The sequence below is a fragment of the Dyadobacter psychrophilus genome, assembly GCF_900167945.1.
Classification (GTDB): domain Bacteria; phylum Bacteroidota; class Bacteroidia; order Cytophagales; family Spirosomataceae; genus Dyadobacter; species Dyadobacter psychrophilus.
Window position 1 is genome coordinate 206,084 of sequence record NZ_FUZA01000005.1, and the last position, 17,331, is coordinate 223,414.

The window sequence follows — 17,331 nt, forward strand, 5'->3', positions numbered from 1 at the left end:
TAATCATATTTTAGGTGTATATTTCTACAAAAATTATCAAAGTAGTTTTACGCCTTCGGCCTGATGAAGTTGACTTTTTACTGTTTTGTTTTCCTTATGCTAATGCAAGTGATTGCATTAAACGCCTTCTCACAAAATAAACCGCTGCACTTTCGACACCTTTCCGCTGAAAATGGTCTTTTGAATAATAATGTGAACTGCGTAATGCAGGACAAAACAGGCTTCATCTGGATTGGGACGAATGGAGGCCTGCACCGTTATGACGGCCATGAGTTCAGGGTTTACAAAAACGATGAAAAGGACAAAAACAGCATCAGTAACGATTTTGTAACTGCGTTGGCCGAGGACAAATCGGGCAGGATCTGGATCGCAACCAGCGGCGGAGGCGTCAATGTGTTTGACCCGGACAAGGGTGTTTTTTCTAAATACACTTTTGTTGAAAATGATCCGAAAACCATTTCAGGCGCTTACGTCAACAAAATTGTTTTTGATAAAAATGAAAAGCTCTGGATCGCTACAACCGGCGGCATGGATGTTTTTGATCCGATCAGCCGGACTTTATTGAAACACTATAAATCTGACGAAAAAAGCAGTCAGAGCCTGGCTGACAACAACGTAAACACCGTTTTTTGCGATGCGCAAAACAACATCTGGGCCGGAACTTCGCAAGGATTGAGCTTGCTCGACAGGAAAACCGGGCTATTCAGGAGGTTTGTAACGGATAGCAATGAAAAAAGCCTGTCGGGCAACGACGTGCGGGCTGTTTTTCAGGATAGTAAAAACAGGATTTGGGTGGGCACGTATGGTTCCGGACTCAATCTTTTTCAACCCGGCGATGGCACATTCCGGCGGTTTAAAAATAATCCGAATGATGCTGTATCACTTTCCAATAACAACATTACGAGCATCAACGAGAACCTGGGCGAAATCTGGGTTGGCACGGAAAACGGCGGGCTGAATATACTGAATACACAAAACTGGACTTTCGATGCTTATGGGCACGATGAAGTGGACAGAAGCAGCGTGGCCGGAAATTCGGTGGACTGCATTTATAAAGACCGGCAAAATAACTTTTGGCTGGGTATTTACAGCGCCGGGCTGAGCGTTTATAAAAGCAACAACAGCTTCATACATTACCAGCACAATTCGTCTGAAAACAGTCTTTCCAACGATTTTGTGCTTTGTTTTTTCGAAGACAAAGATCGCAATCTCTGGATCGGGACAGATGGCGGCGGATTGAATTTGATGGATAGGAAAACACAAAAATTCAGCGCTTTCCGCCAGCAAAAATCGGGTATTTCTGGCGACTACATTTTGGCGATCGTTCCTGATCATGAAGGTAAACTTTGGATAGGAACATGGGGAAACGGATTGAATGTTTTTGATCCGGAAACAAAGCGGTTTACTGTTTTGAAACACAAAGAGGGCGATGTTAACTCTTTGTATTCCAATAATGTATACGCGATAGCGCGGACCCCCGACAACAAAATCTGGTTAAGCACTTATGGTGAGGGACTGGACGTTTATGATCCGCTAACCAGACAGTTTAAACATTATCTCAGCGATCTTACCAATTCCAAAACGCTTTCAGACAACACCATTAATTGTTTCTTCACGGATCGCAGGGGCAACCTGTGGATAGGCACGGACGAGGGCCAGTTGAATCGCTATGACCCTCAGACCGACACATTTACGAAATTTCGGGTGAGTGACAGCGAACGCGTTTTTAATAGCGCGATCAATTGCATCGTGGAAGATAAGCAGGGCATTTTGTGGCTGTCAACTTTGCGGGGACTCATCCGTTTTGAACCCCAAACAGGCAAGTTTAAAAAATACACGACCCAGCAGGGAATGATCAGCAATGTTACCGAAGCGGTAATCGAGGACGATATGGGTATGTTGTGGATAAGCACCGTAAGCGGACTCTCCCGATTTGATAAAAAGTTGGAAAAATTTCAAAATTTCACCGTTGAACATGGTTTGCAAGCCAGAGAATTTAAGCAAAAATCTGCTTATAAAGACAGGGATGGCACATTGTATTTTGGTGGGGTGAATGGTTTTAATAAAATCAATCCGAGGCAGATCAGCGGAGGAAGCGGCGCTTATCCGATCGTACTGACTAGTTTTAGGGTCTTCAACCGCGACGAAGCGGAGGCGGATCCGGATGGATATACTTTCCTCTTGCCTCAGGAAATTTCAAAGGCACGGACCATCACACTTGCGCACGACCAATCCTTCATTGCACTGACCTTCGCTGCACTTGATTTTACATCTTCCCAAAAGAGCTATGCTTATTCACTGGAAGGGTTTGACAAAAACTGGAATTATGTGGGCAATGGCAATACCGCCGTTTACACCAATCTGCCGCCCGGAAATTATATGTTCAAAGTCAAGGCACAAAATATTTCGGGCGCATGGATCATGGGCCAAAACAGCCTGAACATTATCATTACGCCACCATTTTGGGTAACATGGTGGTTTAGGTTGTTGTCGGTTTTCGTTACAGCATGGGCAATTTACCTGCTATATCGCCATCGTGTTAATAACATTATCAGACAAAAGGCTACTCTGGAAAAATTAGTCGAAGAACGCACCGCGACCGTGCAGAAGCAGGCTGAGGAATTGCATGCACAGGCAGATCATTTGCAAGCTTTGAACGAAGAATTGCAATCGCAATCCGAGGAGCTGCGCGTGCAGACCGAAGAGTTGCACGAACAGCATGAGCAGGCGCAGTTTGCGCGGGATGAAGCGGAGCGCGCCAACCAGGCAAAAAGCATTTTCCTGGCCACAATGAGCCATGAGATCAGGACCCCGATGAACGGTGTCATTGGCATGACCGCCTTGCTTTCGGAAACGGAATTGACTGAGGAACAGCAGGATTATACAAAAATCATTGCAACCTGTGGGGAAACTTTGGTAAATGTGATCAACGACATTCTGGATTTCTCGAAAATAGAATCGGGTAAAATCGATCTGGAAGCACACGAATTCGAACTGCGGCAGACGATCGAAGAAATCATGGACCTTTTTTCTTTGCAAGCTGCAAAACAGCACATTGACCTGCTCTATTATATTGAACCGGGCGTGCCTGACTTTCTCATCGGCGATAGTGCGAGGTTAAAACAGATTTTAACAAACCTGATCAATAATGCGATCAAATTCACGAGCCGGGGAGAAGTTTACCTGCACATTCATCCTTTTACACCAGCCGAATACGGCGAAATCGACGTTGGTTTTACGGTCAGGGATACGGGGATTGGCATTAAGCCGGAGAATTTGAATAATCTTTTCAAACCATTTTCACAGGTCGATTCATCCGTGAACCGCATGTATGGAGGCACCGGGCTTGGTCTCGTGATCTGTGAGCGACTGATCCGGTTAATGAACGGCTCTATCCGTGTGGAAAGCGAGTATGGCAAGGGGTCATCTTTTCATTTTTATATTACCACTGGATATACCGAAAAGAATGCAAAATTAGCACGTCAACAAGACCTTCCGTCCAAATCAGAACCTGAAAAACGAATGCTAGAAAACGATTTTTCAACCCAATTTCCGCTAAAAATACTGGTTGCCGAAGACAATCTGGTGAATCAGAAATTTATCGATTACGTTCTCAAAAAGCTTGGTTACGAAATTCATATGGCCGAGAATGGTTTGCAGGCGATTGAAAAATTAGCTTTGATAGCTTATGATGTGATCTTGATGGACCTGCAAATGCCCGTTATGGATGGCTTGGAAGCAACCAAAATCATCCGGAAAAATCATAGCACATTGCCGTACATCGTAGCTTTGACCGCTAATGCCATGACCGAAGACAGGAATAACTGTCTAAACAACGGCATGGACGATTATATGGCCAAGCCGATGAAGCTGGAAATAATTAAGGATGTGCTTAAAAAAGCACATGAGAAGATCCATCAGCTTCCCGTTGATTCCCGGGCCTGACATTTTTCGCAAGCTTTTTGTATCTTGGAATTTTAGCCATAACCATGAAAAAATGTCTTTCTCAACTCCGCCAGCCGCCCTCATTCCCGATCATCCTGGAAGCAAGATCGTTTACATTGACTATCTGAAAGTGCTGCTGACGGCCCTGGTGGTCGCACATCATGCATTCGTCACCTACGGCGCGCCGGGTGGTTGGTATTATTCGGAAAAAACGAGCATTACCAGCGCTATTATGGCTATGACAATGTTTGTCGCCGTGAACCAGTCCTATTTTATGGGCTTTTTCTTCTTCCTGTCCGCTTTGTTCATTCCGGCATCCTACAAGAAAAAAGGTGCTGCCGTTTTCATTAAAGACCGGTTTTTCAGATTGGGCATCCCGCTGCTGTTTTACTCCTTCATACTGGCGCCGGTGATGAATTACCTGGTCTATTATTATGAAGGGGAGCATCACATTACATTTATGCAGTTCTTGTCTGGTTACGACGGCTGGATTAGCGTCGGGGTTTTGTGGTTTGTTGTGGCGCTGCTGCTTTTCAGCCTCGTTTATGCAGGTTGGAAAGGCATTGCTAAATCCGCGCCCGACATCTGGCCTATGCCAGCCGTGAAAAATATTCTGCGTCTGGGAGCAGCACTGGCCGTTGTCAGTTTCATTGTCAGGCTTGGCTTTCCTGTTGGATGGGTTTTGGATCCGGTTGGATTTCAATTGGGTCATTTTCCACAATACATTGCTGTTTTTATGGTCGGCATTGCCGCCGCCGAAAGTAAATGGCTGGACCAGCTTAATCCCGATCAATATAAGCCGATAAAGACCATAGCGCTCTGCATGATCTTTATTGGTTTTCCAATTGTCTATGCCATTAAGATCATTTTTGATAACCCGCTGGAATGGTTCAGCGGCGGATTGCATGGCGAAGCTGCATTCTATGCTTTTTGGGAACAAATTACTGGCGTGTGCATTATGGTTGCGCTACTCGCCTACAGCAAGGAACATTTGAACGCACCCAATGCATTTCTCAGCAAAATGTCGCGCTGCGCATTCGCCGTCTATATTTTACATCCGTTGGTGCTTATTGTACTCGCGCTTTTACTGAGGACATGGCCCGTTGATCCCGCCCTGAAACTGGTGCTCGTAACCCCATTAGGCATTGTTTTTAGCTTTTTGATCGGCCATATTGCTATCAAGATTCCAGGCGTTAACAAAGTTATTTAGCCACCGTCACGCCATTTTGTTTGATCAAATAATGCTTACCCCTGTTCATGTAAGCATGTACACCGTTGCTGATCAGGATTACCGCAACCACGGCAACTGCTGTAAAGGCAATTGCCTGGTTTTCATTCCAGTTTGCTACGGCAACTGCGGCAAGGCCCCAGGCACCTACCATAGCTGCTTCACGCAAGTTGCGGTTCCAGGTTAGGAATAGCTGCACAAATCCCGCAATACAGATCATAATAACTGTCCAGGCGCTTGCAGAAATTCCAAAACCGTCCCATCCGATTTTTGTCAGATAGGCAGCCATGTTCGCGATTAATGCAACGGTTATCCAGCCCAGATATAATGCAAAAGGCCACCATTCAAACGCAATCTTCTTCATGGTTATCAGGTCCATTTCCATGCGCGTCCGCAACACAATTCCCAGCAATGAGGCGAGCAACAGCGTCATAATGAGCACCGAAGCACCGGTGTAATCATAAAGCCAGGCCAAGATCCATAAACAATTGGCAATGCAGGAAACCACAAAAAGCCACCCGATCTTATCTACAACATCCGGCGCCTTTTTATCATTGAATAAACCACTGCTTTGATAGATTACAAACGCTGCCAGACCAATGTAGATCACACCCCAAATGGAGAATGCATAACCGGAAGGCGTGAAGAAATTTTGGTATTCGGCCGAAACAGTGGCCATGGTATTATCATTAAAAATGCCTGTATTTGATAAGTAATTCATGATTACTGTCACGATTAATGCCAGTATATTCGCTATTTGCAATGTCTTTGTCATAAACGGAAGATCTGATTTTTATAAGATAAACTGAAACCTGCAAAGCCTGTGCCAACATGATCAGAACCATATCGGTCAACGAATTTTTTCTTTTGCCAGACAGCATTCCGCTCGCCGATGTGCGTACGCCTGCCGAATTTGAGCATGGGCATATTCCCGGCGCATTCAATTTGCCATTATTCAGCAACGAAGAGCGGGTTTTGGTTGGCACCACTTACAAGCAGGTTGGGCGGGAAGAAGCGATATTGTTGGGGTTTGATCTGACGGGTTCCAAATGGTCAGGCTTTATCAAACATGCCTTAGAGGTCGCACCGGGCAAAAAGATCGCCGTACATTGCTGGCGTGGCGGCATGCGTAGCGGTGCAATGGCTTGGGCATTGAATCTCTACGGTTTTGAAGTTTACCTGATTGAAGGCGGTTATAAAAGTTTCAGAAGGTTTGCGCTGGACCAGTTTCTGCAACCTGCTGCGCTATTGGTATTGGGAGGAAGGACAGGGTCGGGAAAGACAAGAATTTTGCATGAACTGACGTCGCTTGGTGAGCAAGTGATTGATCTGGAACATCTTGCGCAGCATCAAGGCTCTTCATATGGCACGATGAACAAAATGATCCAGCCTACCCAGGAGCAATTTGAAAACAACCTGGCTTTCCAATTGAAAGATATGGATGGTTCAAAACGCCTGTGGGTAGAGGATGAAAGCAGAAACATTGGCAAACTGACAATTCCAACACCGCTTTTCGATCAAATGAGCAACGCTACGCTGATCGATATCCATGTGGATCTGGAACAACGCGTCAAAACATTAACATTGGAATACGGCCTGCTTGATAAAGAATTTTTGATCACCTGCACTGACCGTATTCACAAAAGGCTCGGACCATTGCAAACGAAACAAGCAATTGCGGCCATCAATGAGGGTGATATGGAAGGTTTTATTCGTATCGTGCTCGTTTATTACGACAAAACCTATCGGAAGGATATGGCCAAAAGGAATGCTGAAAAGGTGCTTTCGATCGTCATTGAGAGTGAGGAAACAGCTGAAAATGCAAAGCAAATTTTAAATTTCACCAACACTATCCCGGCCACTGTGCAGGCATAGGAACACAATGGATACGACAACTATAAAACTCACACAATATTCGCATGGGGCCGGATGCGGCTGCAAGATCAGCCCGGCCATTTTGGACAAAATCCTGCACAGTCCGGTCGTTGCGCTGGCAGATCCGCGCTTGCTCGTAGGAAACGACAAGCGTGACGATGCGGCCGTTCTTGATCTTGGCAACGGGACAGCGCTCATTTCTACTACTGACTTCTTTATGCCGATTGTCGACGATGCGTACGATTTTGGCCGAATTGCGTCCGCCAATGCGATAAGCGATGTGTACGCAATGGGCGGAAATCCCGTGCTGGCCATCGCGATCCTAGGCTGGCCGATCGACAAACTCGCTCCCGAAGTAGCACAGCGTGTACTGGAAGGCTCACGTGCGATTTGCGCAGAAGCAGGCATCACATTAGCTGGCGGACACAGCATTGATTGCCCGGAACCCGTTTTTGGTCTGGCTGTCAGTGGTTTGGTCAGCATTGAGCATCTTAAACAAAACTCCACCGCAAAGGCAGGCTGCCGGTTATACCTGACCAAGGCACTGGGCGTAGGAATACTCTCAACCGCACAAAAAAAGGGTATATTGGCCCCGGAAGACGCCGAGATCGCTTTGAACAGCATGGTGAAACTTAACATACTCGGAGAAACTTTTGCGAGAATGGACGGCGTCGAAGCCATGACAGACGTTACCGGTTTTGGGTTGTTGGGTCACCTTTCCGAAATGTGCGAGGGAAGCGGATTATCGGCCGTTATTGAATTTGATAAAGTGCCCGTGATCGACTCGCTATCTTTTTATCTGGAACAGCAATGTTTTCCGGGAGGCACAAAAAGAAATCTGGCGAGCTATGGGCAAAAGGTAGGGCCGTTGACTGATCTTCAAAAATATATTCTTGCCGATCCGCAGACTAGCGGCGGTTTGCTCGTTGCAGTTAGTGACGAACATGCGCAGGATTTCGAAAGAACAATGGCAGTTCTTGGCAATAACCTGATATCTTTCGGATGGCTTGAACCCTTACACGACGGGCCGCTGATCACAGTGCGATAAAAAGGCAACCAAGCTAAACTCGCGGATTTCTGGATTTTAAACCGTATAACCTAAAATAATGATGAAAAATATCACCAAATATCTGCTCATTTTCTCACTGGCCCTGCTGGGCTTCGCGTCTCAGGCGCAAACCAAAGCTGAGCCCTGGACCGAGTCGCAATTAATGCAAACCAAAGAATTGGCCGACATTATTAATAACCCAAAGGCCGAGAAGCCCCTGATTATCAACATTGGACCACAGGCTGTGATCAAAGGTTCGGTGGACGTGGGTCCCGGTAAGGAAAAAGACAATATCAAGAAGCTGGAAAAAATGCTTTCCAAGGAAAACAAGAACCGCGAAGTGGTCCTTTATTGCGGATGTTGCCCGTTCGATAAATGTCCAAACATTCGCCCGGCATTTAGCCTGATCAAGGAAAAGGGTTTTGCCAAAGCGAAGCTGTTGGATGTGCCCAAAAACATCAAAACCAATTGGATCGATCCGGGTTATCCTGTTAACTAATATTTGAGTGCATGAAATTGATTTTCAGTAAGTTAGTAGTGTGCGTTGCGTTGTTTACTCATGTCGGGGTGAAGGCGCAGGAAGGCAAGATCAGGGTTGGGGAAAAAGCACCTGAAATAACACTTCCTGCATTGGACGGAACAGAAATTGCGCTGTCATCTCAAAAAGGCAAAGTAGTTTTAGTCGATTTTTGGGCCAGCTGGTGCGCGCCGTGCGTGGAGGAGCAACCGGAGCTCAAAAAGGTTTATAATCAATTCAATAAGTCAGGAAACGCGGAAAAAGAATTTGAAATATTCGGTGTCTCGCTGGATAGCAAGAAGCCTGCCTGGAAAGCAATTGTAAAGAAATACAATCTGAAATGGATCCAGGTAAGCGACCTCAAATTCTGGACATCCCCCATCGCTAAAACCTACGAGATCGACGCGCTGCCGTTCAACGTGTTACTGGATAAGGAAGGAACGATCATAGGGGTAAATCTGCACGGCAAAGAGCTGGAAGATGCGATTGCTGAGGGGCTCGGTAAGTAATTAACGTAATTCGTACTCGTGGGTCAAAGCTTCAACAGGGATGCGCAGCAGCCTGCTGAATTTGCGGATCATAGTTAGGGATAGCGCCTGTTTGTAATTCAAAACCTTGCTAACCGTTCCTTTATCGCCATATTCCTTTGCCAGATCAGCCGATTTGTAGCCAAAGTCGTTCATTCTGATTTTGATAAGTTCAATCGGATCAACTTCCGGCAGATTAGCACCGATCTTTTCAAACTCAGAAATAAGGTGAACAAGCAAGAGCTTTTCCTTATGCTCGTCGCTATTTTTCACGGCATCCTTCACTTCCTGATAACGGGCAAGCGCCAGCTCGTAGTCGCCATCATTATCGATTAAAAACCATTGTGTTTTCATAAGTAGTTGTGTATTTGATATTAAACTGTTTCCGCATTGATCTCATCATAATCAGAATGTGTTCCTATGAACCTGATCTCAACGATCTGATCTTCATAGTCAACCTCAACAACGAGCCGATATTTGTTTCCGACGATCTTAAATTGAGCTCGTTTGTTACTGAGTATCTTTGCTCTTGGAAAATCTTGTAAAACGTCACTGCTCTTCCGCCAATTAGCTTCTTCTACTACCGTCTTCCAGACCGCCAGGCTTTTTCCTGAATCAGAATGTTTATGTGCGAAATCGGATATTTTGCGTAATTGAATGATTACCATGTTCCTGAACTAGTTGATGTTTTTTCACATTAGATGGAGCATGTTGATACACGAAGGTATGAAAAGTTGGTTATTTGCCAACTTTTTTGAAACAGATATTTGTCTTAACGGAAAGAAAAAGAAGGAAGCGCAAAAAGATCAACTAATATCCGTCAACCGAACAATCTTATTCTCTGAAAATTCGAAGACGGACTTGCCTGTCATGTCAAGTTCGTCGCCTTTTTTCAGGCCGTTGGGTAAATCCACTGCCAAAACAGCATAATATTCGATTTCAATCTCCGACCAGTTTTCGTTGTGGATGAATTTGTTAATGGTCTGCTGGCGGGACGAGAAAAGATCAATGGCCTGCTCTGCCTGGTTCCGGAACTCTTCAATGCCATTCAATTCCATCGTCACTTCGTCATTCACCATATTTTCAAATACAATGTTGTCATCAAAGTCCGCGACCATTCCGTCGACATCGAAATTGTTATAAGCAGTTACATAATTTGAAATAATTATTTCACGATCTTTCATAGCATGATGATTAATATGGATCCAGGGAGCCATAAATATAAGAAATCCCCTCAATTCATCGCACTTGCGAGCCAGTGACTCACATTCCAAAACAAAACATATAACTTTGGTGCCAATCCAGAAATGGTGTTTCCGAGCCAAAAATGTCAAGTAACCGCATACGCATTCCCAGGAATCTTGTCCCGCTTTTCCGAAGCTTCCCCATTATTTTCTACACCGGAAAATGGCTGGTGATCGCCAGTCTGATCGGTGTGCTTGCGGGCTCGGCTTCTGCCTTATTCCTGGTATCGCTGGACTGGGCGACAAACGTGCGCGAAGGTCATCGCTGGATCATTACACTACTGCCGGTTGCCGGTTTTGTGATCGGCTGTATGTATTATTTCTGGGGAAAAGATGTTGAAGCGGGAAACAACCTTTTGCTGGAAAACATCAACCGCCCCTCCGCTATTATTTCCCTGAAAATGGCTCCATTCATTCTGGTTGGCACCGTAGCAACACATTTGTTCGGAGGATCGGCTGGGAGGGAAGGCACCGCATTGCAAATCGGCGGCTCCATTGCCGACCAGTTTACCCATCTTTTCAGACTGCGTCCGCGAGACAGAAAATTGGTCATTATTGCTGGCATAGCAGCCGGTTTCGGCTCCGTATTCGGGACGCCATTAGCTGGGGCAATATTTGGAATTGAGGTGTTTCTGATCGGCAGGTTACGCTATGATGCGTTGATTCCGGCATTTATTGCCTCGGTGGTGGCCGATATGACAACCAGGGCCTGGCGCGTGGGGCATACGCATTACCAGATTCCTTTTGTTCCCGAAATTTCGCCGGCGAATTTGATCTACGCCGTTTTAGCTGGCGGTATTTTTGGAATTTGCGCGCTCTTATTTGCTTCATTAACACATTATTTGGGAGGCATTTTTAAAGAAAAAATCAGCTTTCCTCCATTACGGCCGGTGGTGGGCGGTGCCATTGTGGCTCTGGCGGTTTTTGGAATGGGGACTACGCGGTACATTGGATTGGGGATTCCGGTAATAGTCGAGTCGTTTTCTGAACAATTACCCGCTTACGATTTTGCATTAAAAATTCTCTTCACTGCTGTAACGCTTGGCGCTGCATTCAAAGGAGGGGAAGTGACGCCGCTGTTTTTTATTGGAGCAACATTAGGCAGTTTTCTTTCCTATTTTATTCCACTGCCAACAGCATTGCTGGCCGGAATGGGTTTCGTAGCTGTTTTCGCAGGGGCCGCTAATACGCCGCTTGCGTGCACGATTATGGCAATCGAACTTTTCGGAGCTTCTTGTGGCGTTTATGTCGCGCTTGCATGCGTTGTCGCGTATTTTTTCTCAGGCCACCGGGGAATTTACAGCGCTCAATTAGTGGGGCAGCCCAAGCATTTACTATATGGCCGGCATGCTGGAAAAAGGCTTTCCGATCTGCGCGCTGCGATCAAGAAGCGAAACGGGGATAAGTGATAGCCCTACATTAACCCAAACTCGCTGAATGCAACCGGGAAGTTTTTTCCTTCATGACCGGATCTACCCAATTTTACCAAGGCAAACCTTTGCAGCGTTTCCAGGTTTTTCCATTGTTCCATTGTGAGCTGCGGGCAAGCAAATTCGCTCGCTTTTTCCTTGACCTCGGCCGGAATTTCGTGCGTTTCATTCCAGCTGTCTGCGACTTGTTTCAAAACAGATGGATATTGGCCGGTGTATTTCCAAACCAATGCATTCACATAATGGCCATATGCTTCGATATCGTGCGGAAACTGGCAAGGCAGTTCAGCCAGCTGCGCTTTTTCTTCAAAATTGAGTTTCGCCCAGTCGGCGAGTTGGAGCTTAATGCGGCACGAATCCAGCTTGTATCTGACAATCATAGGGATACACCGCAGATTATTTACGAAATCATTTTCAAACCGGAAGTATTGGGTTCCTATTTCAAGCGTTTTCATCAAGCTGGAAGTTCTGATAATGTTGATTTGTTCAATTCAGTGGCGATCATTGTTGCTTTGCCGGCGTCGCACAATGCGCAACAATAAGTTTCCGGCAGATCTTCAAATGCAGTTCCGGGAGCGATGTTCTGTGTCGCATCACCATATTCGGGATCGTAAACAGTCAGGCAATCAGGACATTGGTAAATGAACTCGACGATTTTGATTGCCAGTTTCGTTTCATCCGTCTCCTGCAATGATACTTTAAAATTTTCCCTGGAACGCTGGTTGTTGAACCTTCTGCAAAGTTTTTCGAGCTGTGCGGCCACATGGATCTTATATAGACCTTTCTCAAAAAGCAGCTGGGTCCGACTATTTGGATTGAAGTTTTCGGTGTAATAAATGTCATAAACATGAAACATCGACAACTGCCCAATCTGCAATAACGGGCGCTTTTTAATCAATACACTCCCGAAAACTTCCGATTTTGCTTTGGTTTGTATGCCAAAACAGAGTCCGAAAGTCCGCATGTCATTTTTATCAAAATAATGGATCAGGTCATTTTTAAGGCTCGCTCCGTCCTCATTATGGTCTTCCGTTTGCCATGCCAGCTCGTTAGCCGCGTGCCGCACATTAATGTTATGTTTACCCAGAATGTTGCTCCAATCCGCGCGATACTGATCCTCTATTCCCTTAATTACCAGTGATTTCCAGGGTGTAATGCAGATTTCCCCAATCCGTGTTTTAAGACATAACGCACAAGCGTCTAGTAGAAACTCAATTGGAAATTGCTCATCCCGGCGATAAAGACCGAGCCAGGTTCGGGATTCATAACGGTTGAAACCCTCATAGTAGGGAAGTGTGAATGAAGGCAATTCCAGGTCTTGCAAAGCTGGTTGTGATACATACCGGATCTTTTTCTGCACAGCTTCATGCAAACTTTCCGCTCCGCAGCAGTCGCCTGAAAGCATGCAACCTTCGATCACTTTTGCAAGTCTGCCGATCTCATTTGTATAAACCAGATCATTCCATTTATAAACCGTATTCGTTTGTTTGTTACGCACATACAAATACCAGAAGTGTGGCTCGGGTGAAGATATGAAGTTAAGATTACCGGTAAAAAAAGGTGTAAAGCTCTGGTTGGAATCGGAAATGTTGATCTTCAACGCGGGATCGTAATCAAATGTGTCGAGCACGGAATGATACTCGTTCGCATTAAGCCATTGCCCCGTTCTGAAAACCTCCTCACCGCAATAGGAACTGACAATGTTGGGCTGGCGGTCGGTATTCATTTCGTAAAAAATGCCGCTCTTTTTCAAGTCTTTTTCCAAAAAGCGCATATCCTCATAAAACACCGACATAAGCAGTTGCTGCCGCGATCCGAAACGCACTTTGCGCACATTCGCATTCCAGGCCGCCGTCAGAATGTCTTTGAGATAGCCCGGCGACGCGATGCCTCCCGGCAAGTTGATTTTAATGTTATAATAGTCTCTCATCGGCGTTTAGACTAATGTTGCTTCGGTTGCTTTTTCCAAAATACTCCTCACTTCCGGCCGGCATGAGCCGCAACCCGTTCCCGCACCTGTGCGCTGGCATAACGTCTGAAAATCGCTGCAACCGCTTGCTATTGCGCGTTCCAGGTTTCCCTGGCCCACATTGTTGCACGAGCAGACCAATTTTCCCTCCAAAGGCTCCACTTTCTGGCTGGCCCGCAGTAATTGCAGGCGCTTTTCTGAAAGCTCTATGGAGTTGGATATCAGATCCCTATATTCCAAAAACTCATTTTTATCTCCAACTAAAATGGCACCTACCAGTTTGTCGCGGTGTACAATGCATTTTTTGTAATAACGCTTCGATTTATCTATGAAAACGATCTGCTCGTAAGCCGGATCATTGTTTGGAACATCGGTTAGGCCAATGCTGCAAAGCTGTAAACCCTCCATTTTCAGGATGTTCATAGACGTGCTGCCTTTATAGGGTTGGGAAATGTCGCCGGCCACATATTTCGCGATGACCTCTGCCTGCTGCTCGGCGGCCAGCGTAATGCCCCACATCTGCCCGTTCCATTCTGCAATCTCGCCCGCCGCATAAATGTCAGGATCAGAAGTTTGCAAATAATCATTGACTACAACGCCGCGTTTGCAATCCAACCCGGCTTCCTGCGCAAGCTCAATCACCGGCACCGTGCCAATCGCCAGGATCACCACGTCACACTGGATCTTCCGCCCCGATTTTAAGCGAATTCCTTCCACTTTTTCCTGACCGCTGAATGTGGCTACTTCGTCATTGAAATAAGTTTCAATGCCACGGTCCATCAATTCCTGGTATAATAACTCACTCGCAAGCGGATCGAGCTGGCGTTCCATGAAACGGCCGCTGCGCTGGATCACGCTCACTTTTACATTCATTTCGCGGAAAGATGCTGCGAGTTCAAGGCCTAGGATTCCGCCGCCTACTATAACGGCGTGCGGGGCAGGCTGTTTTAAAAATGGCATCAATGAATCAGCATCCAAACGGGAGCGCATATTGAAAATGCCCGGCAGCTCCGGAACGCCTTTTGGCATGAAAGCCCTACTGCCCATGCCGAGTATCAGCTTGTCGTATGTGTGTTCCTGGCCGTTGCTATCGACAACAGTTTTGTTGTTCCTGTCAATATGAACAATGGAAGTGCCTTTGTGAACAATAATGTTGTTTTCCTCAAACTGATCTTCACGCAATTTTACCAACTGCTCCCAATGCTGTACGCCGCTGATGTAGTCGGGAAGCATCACGCGGTTATAGAACGGGTAAATCTCCCTTGAAAACACATGAATTTCATCCTCCTGATTTAGGGTGCGATAGGAGTTGATAAAACCCAGTCCAGCCGAGCCTGCACCAATGATAACGATCTTTTCAACAGGTTTTTTATACAAAGTAACCTCCACTGCTGAGAACTTGAAATCGGGTTCTTTGGATTTTGGGTCGACCAGATTGTTGGTCAGATTATTGGCCCTGCCTAGGTTACTCCCCAATATTTTGCCCCAATGCATCGGTAAAAAACAAAGGCCCGGCCGGACATCTTCCGTAATGTTCACCTTCACCCGCACTTCGCCGCGCCGGCTTTTGATCACCGCCAGTTGTCCCTCCTTAATGTTTCGGTTTTTTGCATCTTCGGGATGAAGTTGTAAAAAAGGTTGTGGTGTGTGCTGGTTTAATTTCGCTACGCGGCCCGTTTTGGTCATGGTGTGCCATTGGTCGCGTATTCTGCCGGTTGTTAAAACCAACGGATAATCTGGCGTTGTGGGTTCGGAGGTGTTTTCATCGGCTACTGCGTGGATTTGTGCTTTTTTATTTTTGGTGTGGAATTGGTGGTCGGTGAATAGCCGTTTTGTACCTGTTACTGGTGTTTTGTTGTTTTTAAAAGATGTGGTCAGGGGCCATTGAATGCTTCTGTTGTTTTTCAGAAGTTGGTAATTTACGCCGGTTACGTCAATGGTCGTTCCTGCGGTGCAGGCGGTGTATTCGTCGTAGACCTCGGAAGTATTTTTATAATTAAATGATTCGCCAAAGCCCATTTTTTCCGCGAATCGCCAGATAATTTCTGCGTCCGGCAACGCCTCTCCGGGTGCGTCGATGGCTTTGGGCAAATGCGTAATGCGTCTTTCCGCATTCGTCATCGTTCCTTCTTTTTCCAGCCAGGCGGCCGCAGGAAGCACCACATCCGCGAATTTCACCGTATCTGCCCGGTTCGAAATATCCTGAACCACCACAAACCGCGACTTGTTCAGTGCGGCTTCGGCAACATTAATGTCGGGCATGCTCACGAGCGGGTTCGTATTAATGATCCAGATCGCTTTGAGTTTATCGTCGGCCAACGCTTCGAACATTTCCGTGGCGGTCAGGCCGGGCTTGTTGGCAATTTTGACCGGTGTATTCCAGAATTGCTCCATCTCGGCGCGATGTTCGGCATTCACAATTTCCCGGTGTCCCGGGAGCATGTTTGCCAGTCCGCCCGTTTCGCGTCCGCCCATGGCATTCGGTTGTCCGGTTAGCGAAAAAGGCCCATTGCCCGGTTTGCCGATTTTCCCGGTTATCAGATGCAGGTTAATGAGCGACAAGTTTTTATTCACGCCAATCACCGATTGATTAAGCCCCATTGTCCAGAATGACAAAAAGCCTTTCGACGCACCGATCCATTGGGCAGCTGTGTAAATGTCTGCAACATCGATTCCGCAAAGTTCAGCGGCTTCTGCAATGGTGCGTTGCATTACTTTTTCCTGGAAATCTGAAAATCCGTCTGTATGCGCGGCGATGAATTCGTGGTCAATGTAATTTTTTTCAATTAAAACCCTTCCTATGGCATTATTAAGCACAATGTCTGTGCCCGGCGCGATCTGCAAATGCAGGTCTGAAGAGCGGGAAGTGTCCGTTTTGCGCGGATCAACGCAGATGATCTTAACGTGCGGATTGGCCGCTTTATGCGCCTCCACGCGCCGCCAGATAATGGGATGGCACCAGGCGGGATTTGCGCCGGTCACAAAGATGACATCGGCCGCCTCGATGTCGTCGTAGCAAACCGGCACGCTGTCCTCGCCCAGTGCCAGCTTATAACCCACCACGGCCGAGCTCATGCAAAGCCGCGAGTTGGTATCAATGTTATTGGAACCTATAAAGCCCTTGATGAGCTTGTTAACCAGATAGTATTCCTCCGTAAGGCACTGCCCCGACACGTAAAACGCAACAGAATCCGGGCCGAATTTCTTGATCAATGTCTTGAAAACTGCCGCTGTCCGTTCCAGAGCATCGTCCCAGCTCGTGCGCTGCATGGGCATCGATCGGTTGAGCCGCATTTGGGGATACAGCAGCCGGTCCGACTGGTCCATAACCGTATAATGCAGGTTCATGCCCTTAGAGCACAACATTCCCTTGTTTGAAGGATGCTCCTTATCACCCTCCAAGCTCAGTTGCCCGTTCCCCTCCTTCGTGACCACAACCCCGCAGCCTACGCCGCAGTAACAGCAAGTTGATTTGAATGTTTTCATAGGTTGATGATAAAAAAAGCTTGTTGCCCCCAACCCCCTAAAGGGGGCTTTTTTGTAGCAAG

Annotated in this window: 14 protein-coding genes; 7 read left to right on the plus strand and 7 right to left on the minus strand. The window is 46.5% G+C overall.

The features are described from left to right. The first annotated feature begins 102 nt into the window (after positions 1 to 102). Together B5X68_RS18855 and B5X68_RS18860 are read left to right on the plus strand one after the other, a co-directional pair. Positions 103 to 3,945 (plus strand): hybrid sensor histidine kinase/response regulator, encoded by a 3,843-nt coding sequence (locus B5X68_RS18855; protein WP_262485876.1) that lies wholly within the window; start codon positions 103 to 105, stop codon positions 3,943 to 3,945. Positions 3,946 to 3,997: 52 nt separating this feature from the next. Then, positions 3,998 to 5,155 (plus strand): acyltransferase family protein, encoded by a 1,158-nt coding sequence (locus B5X68_RS18860; RefSeq protein ID WP_170916684.1) that lies wholly within the window; start codon positions 3,998 to 4,000, stop codon positions 5,153 to 5,155. Here B5X68_RS18860 and B5X68_RS18865 read toward each other — a convergent pair. After that, complete coding sequence (locus B5X68_RS18865) at positions 5,148 to 5,948, minus strand: TspO/MBR family protein (protein WP_082216322.1); 801 nt, start codon at positions 5,946 to 5,948, stop codon at positions 5,148 to 5,150. The two genes, B5X68_RS18860 and B5X68_RS18865, sit on opposite strands and share 8 nt — an antisense overlap. A gap of 56 nt (positions 5,949 to 6,004) precedes the next feature. Between B5X68_RS18865 and mnmH the strand changes: the two genes are divergently transcribed. The 4 genes from mnmH to B5X68_RS18885 are packed head-to-tail and all read left to right on the plus strand — an operon-like array spanning position 6,005 to position 9,122. Next, positions 6,005 to 7,048 carry a tRNA 2-selenouridine(34) synthase MnmH gene (gene mnmH / locus B5X68_RS18870; protein ID WP_082216323.1) on the plus strand — a complete coding sequence of 348 codons (1,044 nt, stop codon included), beginning with the start codon at positions 6,005 to 6,007 and terminating at the stop codon, positions 7,046 to 7,048. Between the two features lie 7 nt (positions 7,049 to 7,055). Continuing rightward, positions 7,056 to 8,096, plus strand: coding sequence for a selenide, water dikinase SelD (gene selD, locus B5X68_RS18875; protein ID WP_082216324.1), 1,041 nt, complete (start codon positions 7,056 to 7,058; stop codon positions 8,094 to 8,096). Between the two features lie 58 nt (positions 8,097 to 8,154). Next, the gene (locus tag B5X68_RS18880) at positions 8,155 to 8,595 is read left to right on the plus strand and encodes a rhodanese-like domain-containing protein (RefSeq protein WP_229208487.1); all 441 of its coding nucleotides are present in this window, start codon (positions 8,155 to 8,157) and stop codon (positions 8,593 to 8,595) included. 11 nt (positions 8,596 to 8,606) lie between these two features. Then, entirely contained in the window at positions 8,607 to 9,122 is a 516-nt protein-coding gene (locus B5X68_RS18885) for a TlpA family protein disulfide reductase (protein ID WP_082216326.1), read from the plus strand. Here B5X68_RS18885 and B5X68_RS18890 read toward each other — a convergent pair whose 3' ends face one another. From B5X68_RS18890 to B5X68_RS18900, 3 genes are all read right to left on the minus strand, one after another. Then, positions 9,123 to 9,494: a helix-turn-helix domain-containing protein gene (locus B5X68_RS18890; protein ID WP_082216327.1), complete on the minus strand. Its 372-nt coding sequence runs from the start codon at positions 9,492 to 9,494 to the stop codon at positions 9,123 to 9,125. A gap of 20 nt (positions 9,495 to 9,514) precedes the next feature. After that, the gene (locus tag B5X68_RS18895) at positions 9,515 to 9,808 is read right to left on the minus strand and encodes a type II toxin-antitoxin system HigB family toxin (RefSeq protein WP_082216328.1); all 294 of its coding nucleotides are present in this window, start codon (positions 9,806 to 9,808) and stop codon (positions 9,515 to 9,517) included. A gap of 138 nt (positions 9,809 to 9,946) precedes the next feature. Then, positions 9,947 to 10,324 (minus strand): nuclear transport factor 2 family protein, encoded by a 378-nt coding sequence (locus B5X68_RS18900; protein ID WP_082216329.1) that lies wholly within the window; start codon positions 10,322 to 10,324, stop codon positions 9,947 to 9,949. 143 nt (positions 10,325 to 10,467) lie between these two features. Here B5X68_RS18900 and B5X68_RS18905 point away from each other — a divergent pair, with 143 nt between their 5' ends. Then, entirely contained in the window at positions 10,468 to 11,793 is a 1,326-nt protein-coding gene (locus B5X68_RS18905; protein WP_082216330.1) for a voltage-gated chloride channel family protein, read from the plus strand. A gap of 5 nt (positions 11,794 to 11,798) precedes the next feature. Here B5X68_RS18905 and B5X68_RS18910 read toward each other — a convergent pair whose 3' ends face one another. Genes B5X68_RS18910 through B5X68_RS18920 form a run of 3 tightly spaced genes read right to left on the minus strand, consistent with a single transcriptional unit; the run spans position 11,799 to position 17,269 of the window. Further along, positions 11,799 to 12,269 carry a nitrate reductase associated protein gene (locus B5X68_RS18910; RefSeq protein WP_082216331.1) on the minus strand — a complete coding sequence of 157 codons (471 nt, stop codon included), beginning with the start codon at positions 12,267 to 12,269 and terminating at the stop codon, positions 11,799 to 11,801. Next, entirely contained in the window at positions 12,269 to 13,744 is a 1,476-nt protein-coding gene (locus B5X68_RS18915) for a rubredoxin (protein ID WP_082216332.1), read from the minus strand. The genes B5X68_RS18910 and B5X68_RS18915 overlap by 1 nt, the downstream gene beginning before the upstream one ends. A gap of 6 nt (positions 13,745 to 13,750) precedes the next feature. Then, a complete protein-coding gene (locus B5X68_RS18920; protein ID WP_082216333.1) occupies positions 13,751 to 17,269 on the minus strand; it encodes a nitrate reductase in 3,519 nt (1,172 codons plus the stop codon). Positions 17,270 to 17,331 lie beyond the last annotated feature (62 nt).

Coding starts and splice junctions, on each gene's coding strand:
- B5X68_RS18920 (WP_082216333.1), bottom strand. CDS start 17,269: ATGAAAACATTCAAATCAACTTGCTGTTACTGCGGCGTAGGCTGCGGG.
- B5X68_RS18895 (WP_082216328.1), bottom strand. CDS start 9,808: ATGGTAATCATTCAATTACGCAAAATATCCGATTTCGCACATAAACAT.
- B5X68_RS18915 (WP_082216332.1), bottom strand. CDS start 13,744: ATGAGAGACTATTATAACATTAAAATCAACTTGCCGGGAGGCATCGCG.
- B5X68_RS18900 (WP_082216329.1), bottom strand. CDS start 10,324: ATGAAAGATCGTGAAATAATTATTTCAAATTATGTAACTGCTTATAAC.
- B5X68_RS18855 (WP_262485876.1), top strand. CDS start 103: ATGCAAGTGATTGCATTAAACGCCTTCTCACAAAATAAACCGCTGCAC.
- B5X68_RS18885 (WP_082216326.1), top strand. CDS start 8,607: ATGAAATTGATTTTCAGTAAGTTAGTAGTGTGCGTTGCGTTGTTTACT.
- B5X68_RS18905 (WP_082216330.1), top strand. CDS start 10,468: ATGTCAAGTAACCGCATACGCATTCCCAGGAATCTTGTCCCGCTTTTC.
- B5X68_RS18880 (WP_229208487.1), top strand. CDS start 8,155: ATGATGAAAAATATCACCAAATATCTGCTCATTTTCTCACTGGCCCTG.
- B5X68_RS18865 (WP_082216322.1), bottom strand. CDS start 5,948: ATGACAAAGACATTGCAAATAGCGAATATACTGGCATTAATCGTGACA.
- B5X68_RS18890 (WP_082216327.1), bottom strand. CDS start 9,494: ATGAAAACACAATGGTTTTTAATCGATAATGATGGCGACTACGAGCTG.
- mnmH (WP_082216323.1), top strand. CDS start 6,005: ATGATCAGAACCATATCGGTCAACGAATTTTTTCTTTTGCCAGACAGC.
- selD (WP_082216324.1), top strand. CDS start 7,056: ATGGATACGACAACTATAAAACTCACACAATATTCGCATGGGGCCGGA.
- B5X68_RS18860 (WP_170916684.1), top strand. CDS start 3,998: ATGTCTTTCTCAACTCCGCCAGCCGCCCTCATTCCCGATCATCCTGGA.
- B5X68_RS18910 (WP_082216331.1), bottom strand. CDS start 12,269: ATGAAAACGCTTGAAATAGGAACCCAATACTTCCGGTTTGAAAATGAT.